Genomic DNA, 10,971 nt, shown 5'->3' with positions numbered 1-10,971 from the left:
GTCCATGAACCAGGACCTGCTCGGCCGCGTGGCCCTCATCACCGGCGCCGGCGCCGGCATCGGCCGCGAGACGGCTCTCCAGATGGCCGCCCGGGGCGCCCTGGTCGGCGTGAACGACCTGAAGGACGAACTGGTGCAGCCGGTGGTGGAGGACATCCGCGCGCGCGGTGGCCAGGCCTTCGGCGTGACCCAGAACATCGGCAGCCGCGAAGGCATGCGCGAGGCCATCCAGCGGACGTTCGAGCACGGCAAGCGCTTCGACATCCTCGTCAACAACGCCGCCTGGGTGCGCTACCAGTCCATCCCCGAGATCCAGCCGGAGACCGTGGAGCGCATGCTCGACGTGGGCTTCAAGTCGGTGATCTGGAGCCTGCAGGAGGCGGCGGCCGTGATGGACCCGGAACGCGGCGGCGCCATCGTGAACGTGGCCTCGGTCGCGGCCTTGCGTTCGGCCGCGAACTCGGTGGTGTATTCGGGCATCAAGGCGGGCGTGCTGGGCATCACCCGGGCCGCGGCCGCGGAACTGGGTGCGCGCCGCATCCGCGTCAATGCCGTGTGCCCCTCGGCCGTGCCCACCGAAGGCACGCAGCGCAACCGCAATGCCGAGCGCGACGCCAACCGCATCGCCCGCACGCCGCTGGGCCGCCTGGGCACGGTGGAGGACATCGCCCGCGCCATCTGCTTCCTGGCCAGCGACGAGGCCGGCTTCATCACGGCGCAGGCGCTGACCGTGGATGGCGGCATCACGCTCACCAACATCTGATCGACCCCCGGAAAGACCTCCCATGACCATCACCCGAACGGCCCTCGCGCTCCTGTGCACCTGGGGCACGCTGGCCCCCCACGCGCAGGCGGCCTCCTACCCCGAGCGCACCGTGACCCTGACCGTGCCCTATGGCGCGGGCGGATCGACGGACGGCATCGCGCGCGAGTTCGCCAGGCTCCTGGGCCAGGAGCTGAAGCAATCGGTCGTGGTGCTGAACCAGCCCGGCGCCACGGGCACCCTGCAGCTGGGCAACCTGGCGAGGGCCCGGCCGGACGGCTACACGATCGGCTTCTATTCCTATAGCACCGTCACCTTCACGTCGCAGCTGATGAAGGTGCCGTACAAGCGCGACGACTTCACCCCGCTGGGTGGCGTGGCCGAATTCAGCTACGGCATCGTGACGGCACCGGACTCGCCGATCAACAACGTCAAGGACCTGGTCGCGCAGTCGAAGACCCCCAAGGGCGTGTTCTACGGCGTGACGGGGGCGCCCAACAACTTTCCCTTCCTGCAGCTGCACAAGCTCACGGGCGGCAAGTTCGACCAGGTCACCTACAAATCCTCGGCCGAGTCGATCACCGCCGTCATGGGCAAGCACGTGGACGTCGCCCTGCAGGGCCCGTCCGAGTACGCCGAGCTGGTGCGCGCCGGCAAGCTGAAGTTCATCGCCTCGGCCAGCGACTTCCGGCTGCCCTGGTTCCCCCAGGTGCCCACCATCAAGGAACAGGGCTACGACATCGGCATCACCGGGATCATCGGCGTCGCGGCCCCCAAGGGCATCCCCGAGGACGCCCGCAAGACGCTGGAGGCCGCCGTCCAGAAGGTGGTTGCGAGCAAGCCGTACGCGGACTTCCTGGCCAACGAGTACGGCATCAAGAACTATCCGGCCAGCAGCGCCGAGTTCGCGAAGCTGATCGACCAGGGCTTCGTCCGCATGGCCGACATGATCAAGACCTTCGACATCAAGCACTGAATGCCCCGGCGATGCAGACCGTCCTGATCACGGGCGCCGCCTCGGGCATCGGACGGGATGCCGTGCGGCTCTTCGCCGGGAGCGGCTGGCGCTGCGTGCTGGTCGATCGCAACGAACCGGCGCTGCGCGCGCTGGCACGGGAACTCCCCTCCCCCACTGCCGGCGCGCATGCCCTGTGCGCCATCGACCTCACCGACGCGGCCCAGGTCGCTGGTCTGGGTGAGGGCCTGCCGCCGCTCGACGCGATCCTCAACAACGCGGGCATGTCCGATCCTTCGGGCACGCCGCTGGCCGATCAAGGCCGGGCGCAGCTGGACCGGCTGCTCGCGCTCAACCTCGCCGCGCCCGCGGCGGTGGTCGAGGCCTGCCGGGAGCGGCTTCAGCCCGGCGCGCGCGTCGTGAACGTGGCCTCCGGCGCCGGCCTGCATGCCATCCCCTGGCGCGGCGCCTACAGCCCGAGCAAGGCGGGGCTGATCGCGCAGACCCGCGCGCTGGCCCAGGCGCATCCCGAATGGTGCGTGACCGTGCTGGCACCGGGCTTCGTGCGCACCGAGCTGGTGGACGGCCTGATCCAGGCCGGCCGCATCGACCCCGCCGCCGCGGTGAGCAAGATCCCGATGGGCCGCATGGCCGCGCCGGCGGAGATGGCGCAGGCGCTGCGCTTCCTCGCGAGTGAAGGCGCAGGTCCCCTGAGCGGGCAGGTGCTCGCCGTCAATGGCGGCTCGTCCATCTACGGCGGCTCGCAGCGCTTCGCGCCAGCCACCCTGCCCGTGCTGCCGCTGGACCTGCCGCTGGCGCTGTCGGTGGTCGGCGGCGATGCGGCGCCCTGGTACGCAGTGGCGACGGCGAGCACGCAGCCCGCCTACCGCGCCTGCCTGGACCTCTCGCCACTCGCCGCCGGACCCGGGCGCCTGCTGCATGCCGTGCACGATGCCGCGGTCCGCTTCGCCGCCGCCCACGCGCAGCAGGCCAGCCTCACGCTGCTGCTGCCGCCGGTGCCGTCGGTGCGCTGGCAGGACGCGGGGGACGCCGCGGCCGCACGCATGCTGGTCTCCACGCTGGCCTGCGAATGGGGCGGCCAGGCCCTGCGCGTCAACGCCCTGGAGGTGCCGCCCGGAATCGCGCCCGCTGCCCTGCACCCGCTGCTGCGCTACGCCTGCGGAGCCGCCGCGCAGTTCCTCACCGGGCAGACCCTCGCCTGCCACCCCACCCCGGAGCGCGCATGAACCACCCGTCCACCGACCCCGCTGCCGACGCCGAGCGCGTCAAGGCCTTCTTCATCGCCGAGCGCGGCTACTGGCGGCCCTGGGCCGAGACCATGCTCGGTGTGTCGCCCGCCTTTCTGGAGCAGTACGCGCGCTACGCCGGCTACCCCGCGCGCACGGGCCCCCTGACGCCGCGCATGGTGGAACTGATCTACGTGGCGCTGGACGCCTCCTCCGCCCACCTCTATGAGCCCGGCCTGCACACCCACCTGAAGCGGGCACTGGAAGTGGGCGTCACGCCCGCCGAGATCTTCGACGTGCTGCACCTCGTGGCCGTGCAGGGCGTGGCCAGCGTCTGCCAGGCCACGGACATCCTCGCCGAGCTGGCCGGCGCGGACGATGAGGGCGCCTGCGCGCCGGGCCTCCAGGCCGACATCGAGCGCCTGGGCCCCGCGCACGCCCTCGCGCTGCGGGCGGTCGCGCGGCTGGACCCCGGCTACGCCGAGGTGCTGATCGACTTCCTGGAGCGGGGCCGGCCCGCGGCCGGCCTCTCAGCCGGCGAGCGCAGCGTGGTGCAGCTCGCCTTGCACGCCTGCTTCACGGCCTTCAACCCCGAGGCGGTGCGGCAGATCGTGGCCACCGCCCTGTCGCAGGGCGTCCCGCGGGCCGAGCTGCTCCAGGCGATCCAGCTCGGCGCGCACCTGTCGGTGCACGGCACCGCGCTGGGCGTGAACGTCTTGCGCCAGGTCACCGCGCCATGATCGAGGCCGCATGCCGGCTCGAACACGTCGCCCGCGCCTGAGCCGGGGAGGACAAGCCATGCCCGTGCTCTGCACCCTCCAGGACGGGGTGGCCACCGTGACGCTGAGCCGGCCCGAGGCGATGAACGCGCTCGATCCATCGCTGCGTGCCGAGCTGCGCGCCACCTGGGAGCGGATCGCCGCCGACGAGGCGGTGCGCTGCGTGATCCTCACCGGCGCCGGCGACCGCGCCTCGCGCGCAACGCGCCGCTGTCGGTGCGCGCCACCCGGCGGCTGGTGCGCAGCGGACTGGGCATGCCGCTGGAGCAGGCCCTGGAGATGGAGCAGCACGCCGACGGCCTGCTGCGCGACTGCGAAGACCGCGCGGAAGGACGGCGAGCCTTCCAGGAGAAGCGGCCACCCGTGTTCCGCGGGCGCTGAATCGATTTTGACCCAGGAGACCGCATGAATCCCCTGCCCCTCGCCGGCGTCCGCGTGCTGGACCTGTCGCGCGTGCTCGCCGGCCCGCTGTGCGCCCAGGCGCTGGGCGATCTCGGCGCCGAGGTGATCAAGGTCGAACACCCCTCGCGCGGCGACGACACGCGCGACTGGGGCGTGCGCGTCGGCGACACCGAGACCACCTACTACAACAGCGCCAACCGCAACAAGCGTTCCGTCACCCTGGACCTGCAGACGGCCGAAGGCCAAGGGCTCGCGCGCGAGCTGGCCGCGAAGTGCGACGTGGTGCTGCAGAACTTCAAGCACGGCGGCGTCGAGAAGATGCACCTGGCCTACGAGGACATCCGGGCGCTGCGCCCGGACATCGTCTACTGCTCCATCTCCGGCTACGACCGCTACGGCCAGGAGGCCGCGCGACCCGGCTACGACCTCATGGTGCAGGGCGAGGCGGGCCTGATGGCCATCAACGGCGACGCGGACCAGCCGCCCCTGAAGTTCGGCGTCGCCGCCGTGGACATGTTCACCGGCATGTACGCCGCGCAGGCCATCCTCGCCGCGCTCTTCGACCGCCAGCGCAGCGGCCGCGGCCGCCACGTGGAGATGGCCCTGTTCGACTGCGGCCTCATGATCAGCGCCTACTACGGCCTGGAGGCCCTGCTGAAGCAGGAAGACCCGCCGCGCTTCGGCAACGCGCATCCGGCCATCGTCCCCTATGGCGTGTTCGACGCGCAGGACGGCCCGCTCATCGTCGCCGTGGGCAACAACACCCAGTACGAACGCTTCTGCCGCGAGGTGATCGAGCGGCCGGACCTGGCCGAGGACGCCCGGTTCAAGACCAACCTCGGCCGCGCGCAGCATCGCCACGAGCTGCAGCCGCAGCTGCGCGAGGCGCTGCGCGCCTTCCCCCGGCGACTGCTCCTGGACCGCATGAACGCCGCGGGCATTCCCTGCGGCGAGGTGCTGGGCGTGCTGGAGGCGCTCCAGTCGCCCCGCGCCAGGGCCGGCGGCCTCGTCGCCGAGCTGCCGCACCCCGTGGCCGGCCGCACGCAGGTGCTGGCGCCGCCCTATCGCCTGGACGGCGAGCGCCCGCCCGTCCGCCACGCCCCCCCGCTGCTGGGCGAAGCCACCCGCGAGATCCTGGCCGAGCTGCTGGGCGTCGACGACGCACGGTTCGCCCGCTTGAAAGCAGACAAGGTCACCTGAGAAGCTGAAACCCCCATGCCCCACGCCTACATCTGCGACGCCGTTCGCACCCCCTTCGGCCGCTACGGCGGCGCCCTGTCTTCCGTGCGTGCCGACGACCTCGGCGCCCTCCCGATCCAGGCCCTGATGGCGCGCAACCCGCGCGTGGACTGGCAGGCCGTGAGCGACGTGATCTACGGCTGCGCCAACCAGGCCGGCGAGGACAACCGCAACGTCGCGCGAATGGCTGCCCTGCTCGCGGGCCTGCCGCTGGAGGTGCCCGGCAGCACCGTCAACCGCCTGTGTGGCTCCGGCCTGGACGCACTCGGCACCGCGGCCCGCGCGATCCGCGCCGGCGAGGCGGGCCTGATGATCGCAGGCGGCGTCGAGAGCATGAGCCGGGCGCCCTTCGTGATGCCCAAGGCCGAAAGCGCCTTCTCGCGCGCCAATGCGGTCCAAGACACCACCATCGGCTGGCGCTTCGTCAACCGGCTGATGAAGGAGCGCTTCGGCGTGGACTCCATGCCCGAGACGGCGGAGAACGTGGCGACCGACTACGGCATCCCTCGCGAGGCGCAGGACCGCATGGCGCTGGCCTCGCAGCGCAAGGCCGTGGCGGCGCAGCAGGCCGGCTTCTTCGAGCAGGAGATCGTGCCCGTCACCATTCCCCGAAAGAAGGGCGAATCCTTCGTCGTTGCCACCGACGAACACCCGCGCGAGACCTCGCTGGAAGCACTGGCCAGGCTCAAGGGCGTGGTCCGCCCCGAGGGCACGGTGACCGCGGGCAACGCCAGCGGCGTCAACGACGGCGCCTGCGCGCTGCTCGTGGCGGACGAGGCCACGGCCGCACGAAACGGCCTCACACCGCGCGCCCGCGTGGTCGGCATGGCCACCGCCGGCGTCGCGCCGCGCATCATGGGCATCGGCCCCGCGCCGGCCACCCAGAAGCTGCTGGCGCTGACCGGCGTGACCCTGGACCGGATCGACGTCATCGAGTTGAACGAGGCCTTTGCCGCGCAGGGACTGGCGGTGTTGCGGCTGCTGGGCCTGCAGGACGACGACCCGCGCGTGAACCCGAACGGGGGCGCCATCGCGCTGGGGCATCCACTGGGTGCGTCGGGGGCGCGGCTGGCGACGACGGCAGTCAATCACTTGCACCGCACGGGCGGGCGGTATGCGCTGTGCACGATGTGCATCGGCGTGGGCCAGGGAATTGCGGTGCTGCTCGAGCGGGTTTGAACGCGGGGGCCCTGGGTACGCGGCGGCTGGCGGATGGTGTCGGTGCGCCGTTGGGGGACTTTCGGAACGCTGCCAGGCACTCAGACCGCGCTGCGATGCCGAGCGATGCAGGCGTCCAGGACCTCGCCCATGTCCCGCTGCCACCAATCCTCGGCCGAGAAGATCTCGACTTCGCTGTAACCCTCGAAACCCTGGGCCTCGACCCAGCCGCGGATGCGGGGGATGTCGATGACGCCGTCGCCCATCATGCCGCGGTCATTGAGCAGGTCGCGCGTGCGGATCAGCCAGTCGCAGACATGGAAGGCGAGCACGCGCTCGCGGCCGGCGCGCTCGATCTGCTGCTGCAGCTTGGGGTCCCACCAGGTGTGATAGACGTCCACCGCGACCCCGAGAGCGCCGGTGCACTGCGGGTCCAGGGCGTCGCAGAGGTCCAGCGCCTGCTCCATCGTGTTGACGCTGGCGCGGTCCGCGGCGTACATGGGGTGCAGCGGCTCGATGGCCAGCGGCATGCCGGCCGCGCGGGCGCGTTCGAGCAGGCGGCCGATGCCGTCACGGATCTGTTCGCGTGCCAGCCCGATGTCCTTGTGCGCGGCGCGGCCCGAGAGCGCGCCGGGCAGACCGCCAACCACCAGCACCAGGCAGGCGGCACGCAGCTCGCAGGCCTCCTCCAGCGCGCGAAGGTTGTCCTCGTCCGCCGCCTTGAGCCCCGCCTCGTCGGCCGCGGTGAACATGCCGCCACGGCAATAGCCGGAGAGCGACAGCCCGTGCGAGCGGACCATGCGCGAGACCTGGGCCAGCCCGGCGGCCTGCACCTGGTCGCGCCATGGCGAGATCGCGCGGATGCCGCGCTGCGCGCAGGCATCCAGGATCTGCGGCAGCGGCACCTCCTGGCCGCGGCTGCGGCGGACGGTGGCCGTGTTGATGGACAGCCAGCGGTGGTCCTGCGAGAAGTCCCTCATGCGTCGACCCCGTGCACGGCCAGCAAGGATCGCATCCGGCGCACCGCCAGCTCGGGTTGCTCGAGCAGGCGCGCCGCATCCGCCAGGCGGAACAGCTGGCTCAGGTGCGGCAGGCTGCGCGCGCTCTGCTGGCCGCCCACCATGGTGAAGTGGTCCTGGTGGCCATTGAGCCAGGCCATGAAGACCACCCCCGTCTTGTAGAAGCGGGTGGGCGCCGCGAAGATGTGGCGCGACAAGGGCACGGTGGGTCCCAGGATCTCGTGGAAGCGGTCCAGGTTGCCTCGGGCCAGTTCGCCGAGCGCCGCACTGGCCGCCGGAGCGATGGCATCGAAGATGCCCAGCAGCGCGTCGCTGCGGCCGTGGGTCGGCTCGGTCCCCCAGCCGTCCCCCGCGATCAGCTCGGCATAGTTGAAGTCGTCGCCCGTGTACATGCGCACGCCGGCGGGCAGGCGCCGGCGCATGGCGATCTCCTTGTCCTTGTCCAGGAGCGAGATCTTGATGCCGTCGACCTTCGACGGATTCGCCGCGATGACCTGCAGGGCCGTCTCCATGGCCCGATCCACGTCGCTCGTGCCCCAGTAGCCGGCCAGGGCCGGGTCGAACATCTCGCCCAGCCAGTGCAGGATGACCGGCTCGCGCGCCTGCGAGAGGATGCGGCCGTACACGCGCAGGTAGTCCTCGGGCCCCCTGGCCACGCGCGCGAGGGCGCGGCTGGCCATCACGATCAGCCGGCCGCCGAGCTTCTCGATCGCGGCCATCTGCTCTTCGTACGCGCGGACCACGTCATCGACGCTGCGCGCGTTCTCGGGTGGGAGGTGGTCGGTGCCGCAGCCACTGGCGACCAGCGCCCCCGGCACGTCCCGCGCGGCGTCGATCGAGCGGGCGATCAGCTCCAGCGAGGTCGGCCAGTCCAGGCCCATGCCGCGCTGCGCCGTGTCCATGGCCTCGGCCACGCCCAGGCCCAGCGACCACAGGCGCCGCCGATAGGCGATGGTCGCATCCCAGTCGATGCACGCCTGCAGCCACGGATCACCCGCCGCCATGGGATCGGACACCACGTGCGCGGCCGAATAGGCGATGCGATTGAAGCCGGTGCCGCCGGCGGCTTGCACCGGCGTGGCCCCGCTCAATCGGTAGGTTTCCAGCGCTCCGGCACTGGTGGGCAGCTTCAGGGCCTGGCTCATCGATGCTCCGTTCACACCGACAGCGGCGGCACGTCGATCCAGCGGCGCTCCTGCCAGCTTTGCAGCGCGGCCTCGACCAGCTGCACGCCCTTGGCGCCTTCGGGCAGCGTCCACTTGTACGGTGCGTCCTCCACCACGTGGCGGATGAAGTGCTCCCACTGGATCTTGAAGCCGTTGTCGTAAAACTGCGTGTCCGGCACCTCCTGCCACTGCTCGTAGAAGTTCATGGTCTGGCGCACGTCGGGGTTCCAGACCGGGCGCGGGGTGGTGACGCGGCTTTGCGCGCGGCAGTCGGTGAGGCCCGCCACGGCCGATCCGTGGGTGCCGTCCACGTGGAAGGTGACCAGGTCGTCCCGGCGCACGCGCGTGGCCCAGGACATATTGAGTTGCGCGATCACCGGCTCGCCTTGGTGGCCCACGAGTTCGGCCATGGCATAGGCCGCGTCGTCCGCGGTCGCCTTGTAGGGCCGGCCCGCCTCGTCCCAGCGCTCGGGGATGTGCGTGGTGCCGAGGCAGGAGATCGACTTCACCTCGCCGAACAGATTGTCCAGCACGTAGCGCCAGTGGCACATCATGTCGAGGATCATTCCACCGCCATCTTCGCTGCGGTAGTTCCAGCTCGGCCTCTGGATCGGCTGCAGGTCCCCTTCGAACACCCAATAGCCGAACTCCAGCCGCAGCGAGAGCATGCGGCCGAAGAAGCCCGCGCGACGCAGCATGTCCAGCTTGCGCAGCCCCGGCAGGAACAGCTTGTCCTGCACCGCGCCATGCTTGATGCCCCGCGTTTCGGACGCTTCCTGCGCCAGCCGGGCGATCTCGACGGCCTCGTTGAGGTTCGTGGCGATGGGCTTTTCGCAATAGACGTGCTTGCCGGCGCGGATGGCCTTGGCCAGCAGCTGCGGACGCATCTGGGTGGTGCCGGCATCGAAGAACACGGTGTCCTCGTCGTTGGCGAGGGCGCGGTCCAGGTCGGTGCCCCAGCGCTCGATCTTGTGCGCGCGTGCAAGGGCCTCCATCTTCTCGGCGTTGCGGCCGATCAGGATGGGATCCGGCATGACGCGGTCACCGTTGGACAGGGCAACGCCCCCCTGCGCGCGGATGGCGAGGATGGACCGGATCAGGTGCTGGTTCATGCCCATGCGTCCGGTGACGCCGTGCATGATGATTCCGAGACGATGTGTGGGCATGGGACGCTCACGCCGCGCGAGCGGCGTTTTCGAGGTTGAAAGAAAGGCGGAAGGGAAAGGCGCGCGCTCAGTTCTGCACGGCCAGGCCCGCGGCCTTGACCAGCTGCGCGTTGGACTTGATCTCGTCGCGGACGTACGTGTCGAACTGCTCCGGCGGGAGGGTCCAGGCGTCGGCGCCCAAGGTCCGGAAGCGCTCCTTGACCTCGGGCGTGTCCAAGGCCTTCACCACCTCGGAATGCAGGCGGTTCACGATCTCGCGCGGCGTCTTGGCCGGCGCGAACATGCCGATCCAGAAGTTGAATTCCGAGCCGGGCACGCCGGCCTCGGCCGTGGTGGGCACGTCGGGCAAGGCGGAGGCGCGCTTGGGCGAGCCCACTGCCAGCGGCACGAGCTGACCGGCACGGATCTGGCCGATCACCGGGGCAATGGGCGAGAAGTAGTAGTCCACGCGGCCTGCCATCACTTCGTTGACGGCCTCGGCCGAGCCCTTGAACGGGATGTTGGTGGCCTCGATCTTCGCGGCCATCTTGAACTTCTCGGCGTTCAGGTGCGTGGCACTGCCCTGCCCGGCCGAGGCGAAGTTCATGGACCCGGGCTTGGCCCTCGCCGCGGCCAGCAATTCCTGCAGCGTGCGGATGTTCTTGGACGGGGACATCACCAGCACGTTCGGCGTGCTCGAGATCGGCGTGATGGGCGCGAAGTCGGTCAGCGTGTCGAATGGCAGCTTGGCGAAGGTGGACGGGCTCACCGTGTGCGAGGAGCTGTGGACCATGATGGTGTAACCATCGGGCGCCGACTGCGCCACGGCGGCCTGGCCGACGGTGCCGCTCGCGCCCCCGCGGTTTTCCACCACGAAAGGCTGGCCCATGCTCTGGCCGAGCTTGTCGGTGATGGCCCGGGCGATGATGTCCGTGGTGCTGCCGGCCGGGAAGGGCACGATCACCTTGACCGGCCGGCTCGGATAGGCACCGCCCTGGGCCAGTGCGGCGATCGGAGCGGCCAGACAAAGGCTGGCCAAGGCGAGGGAGAAGGCGCGACGGGTGGGGTGCATGGTGTCTCCAGTAATGGGCTTTTAAT

11 protein-coding genes and 1 pseudogene are annotated in these 10,971 nt (G+C 70.8%); 8 read left to right on the top strand and 4 right to left on the bottom strand.

The window, feature by feature from the left end:
• Positions 1-4: 4 nt before the first annotated feature.
• The 8 genes and pseudogenes from EZ242_RS01565 to pcaF all read left to right on the top strand — a co-directional run bounded on the left by EZ242_RS01565 (position 5) and on the right by pcaF (position 6,564).
• Positions 5-763 (top strand): SDR family NAD(P)-dependent oxidoreductase, encoded by a 759-nt coding sequence (locus EZ242_RS01565; RefSeq protein ID WP_135283347.1) that lies wholly within the window; start codon positions 5-7, stop codon positions 761-763.
• A 22-nt stretch (positions 764-785) separates the two neighbouring features.
• Positions 786-1,739 carry a tripartite tricarboxylate transporter substrate binding protein gene (locus EZ242_RS01560; RefSeq protein WP_167784604.1) on the top strand — a complete coding sequence of 318 codons (954 nt, stop codon included), beginning with the start codon at positions 786-788 and terminating at the stop codon, positions 1,737-1,739.
• Between the two features lie 11 nt (positions 1,740-1,750).
• Entirely contained in the window at positions 1,751-2,965 is a 1,215-nt protein-coding gene (locus tag EZ242_RS01555) for an SDR family oxidoreductase (protein ID WP_135283345.1), read from the top strand.
• On the top strand, positions 2,962-3,705 hold the full coding sequence (locus EZ242_RS01550) for a carboxymuconolactone decarboxylase family protein (protein WP_135283344.1): 744 nt from the start codon (positions 2,962-2,964) through the stop codon (positions 3,703-3,705). The genes EZ242_RS01555 and EZ242_RS01550 overlap by 4 nt, the downstream gene beginning before the upstream one ends.
• Positions 3,706-3,715: 10 nt before the next feature.
• Positions 3,716-3,877: pseudogene (locus EZ242_RS22575) on the top strand (hypothetical protein); the annotation flags it as partial.
• An 83-nt stretch (positions 3,878-3,960) separates the two neighbouring features.
• Positions 3,961-4,125 carry a Clp protease/crotonase-like domain-containing protein gene (locus tag EZ242_RS22285; protein ID WP_240786993.1) on the top strand — a complete coding sequence of 55 codons (165 nt, stop codon included), beginning with the start codon at positions 3,961-3,963 and terminating at the stop codon, positions 4,123-4,125.
• Positions 4,126-4,149: 24 nt separating this feature from the next.
• Positions 4,150-5,346 carry a CaiB/BaiF CoA transferase family protein gene (locus EZ242_RS01540; protein ID WP_135283343.1) on the top strand — a complete coding sequence of 399 codons (1,197 nt, stop codon included), beginning with the start codon at positions 4,150-4,152 and terminating at the stop codon, positions 5,344-5,346.
• Between the two features lie 15 nt (positions 5,347-5,361).
• Complete coding sequence (gene pcaF, locus EZ242_RS01535) at positions 5,362-6,564, top strand: 3-oxoadipyl-CoA thiolase (RefSeq protein WP_135283342.1); 1,203 nt, start codon at positions 5,362-5,364, stop codon at positions 6,562-6,564.
• Between the two features lie 80 nt (positions 6,565-6,644).
• Here pcaF and EZ242_RS01530 read toward each other — a convergent pair whose 3' ends face one another.
• The 4 genes from EZ242_RS01530 to EZ242_RS01515 all read right to left on the bottom strand — a co-directional run bounded on the left by EZ242_RS01530 (position 6,645) and on the right by EZ242_RS01515 (position 10,945).
• A complete protein-coding gene (locus tag EZ242_RS01530; protein ID WP_135283341.1) occupies positions 6,645-7,523 on the bottom strand; it encodes a sugar phosphate isomerase/epimerase family protein in 879 nt (292 codons plus the stop codon).
• On the bottom strand, positions 7,520-8,707 hold the full coding sequence (locus tag EZ242_RS01525; protein ID WP_135283340.1) for a dihydrodipicolinate synthase family protein: 1,188 nt from the start codon (positions 8,705-8,707) through the stop codon (positions 7,520-7,522). The genes EZ242_RS01530 and EZ242_RS01525 overlap by 4 nt, the downstream gene beginning before the upstream one ends.
• 11 nt (positions 8,708-8,718) lie before the next feature.
• Positions 8,719-9,894: a Gfo/Idh/MocA family protein gene (locus EZ242_RS01520; RefSeq protein ID WP_135283339.1), complete on the bottom strand. Its 1,176-nt coding sequence runs from the start codon at positions 9,892-9,894 to the stop codon at positions 8,719-8,721.
• A 67-nt stretch (positions 9,895-9,961) separates the two neighbouring features.
• On the bottom strand, positions 9,962-10,945 hold the full coding sequence (locus EZ242_RS01515) for a tripartite tricarboxylate transporter substrate binding protein (protein ID WP_135283338.1): 984 nt from the start codon (positions 10,943-10,945) through the stop codon (positions 9,962-9,964).
• Between the last annotated feature and the right edge of the window lie 26 nt (positions 10,946-10,971).

Source organism: Ramlibacter rhizophilus (assembly GCF_004681965.1).
In the GTDB taxonomy this organism is placed as follows: Bacteria; Pseudomonadota; Gammaproteobacteria; order Burkholderiales; family Burkholderiaceae_C; genus Ramlibacter; species Ramlibacter rhizophilus.
Note: the sequence above shows the minus strand (reverse complement) of the source record. Positions and strands in the feature narration are given on the sequence as shown.

Bases quoted from the DNA above. Each gene is read 5' to 3' on its own strand.
- EZ242_RS01565 (WP_135283347.1), top strand. From the start codon at position 5: ATGAACCAGGACCTGCTCGGCCGCGTGGCCCTCATCACCGGCGCCGGC.
- EZ242_RS01560 (WP_167784604.1), top strand. From the start codon at position 786: ATGACCATCACCCGAACGGCCCTCGCGCTCCTGTGCACCTGGGGCACG.
- EZ242_RS01555 (WP_135283345.1), top strand. From the start codon at position 1,751: ATGCAGACCGTCCTGATCACGGGCGCCGCCTCGGGCATCGGACGGGAT.
- EZ242_RS01550 (WP_135283344.1), top strand. From the start codon at position 2,962: ATGAACCACCCGTCCACCGACCCCGCTGCCGACGCCGAGCGCGTCAAG.
- EZ242_RS01540 (WP_135283343.1), top strand. From the start codon at position 4,150: ATGAATCCCCTGCCCCTCGCCGGCGTCCGCGTGCTGGACCTGTCGCGC.
- pcaF (WP_135283342.1), top strand. From the start codon at position 5,362: ATGCCCCACGCCTACATCTGCGACGCCGTTCGCACCCCCTTCGGCCGC.
- EZ242_RS01530 (WP_135283341.1), bottom strand. From the start codon at position 7,523: ATGAGGGACTTCTCGCAGGACCACCGCTGGCTGTCCATCAACACGGCC.
- EZ242_RS01525 (WP_135283340.1), bottom strand. From the start codon at position 8,707: ATGAGCCAGGCCCTGAAGCTGCCCACCAGTGCCGGAGCGCTGGAAACC.
- EZ242_RS01520 (WP_135283339.1), bottom strand. From the start codon at position 9,894: ATGCCCACACATCGTCTCGGAATCATCATGCACGGCGTCACCGGACGC.
- EZ242_RS01515 (WP_135283338.1), bottom strand. From the start codon at position 10,945: ATGCACCCCACCCGTCGCGCCTTCTCCCTCGCCTTGGCCAGCCTTTGT.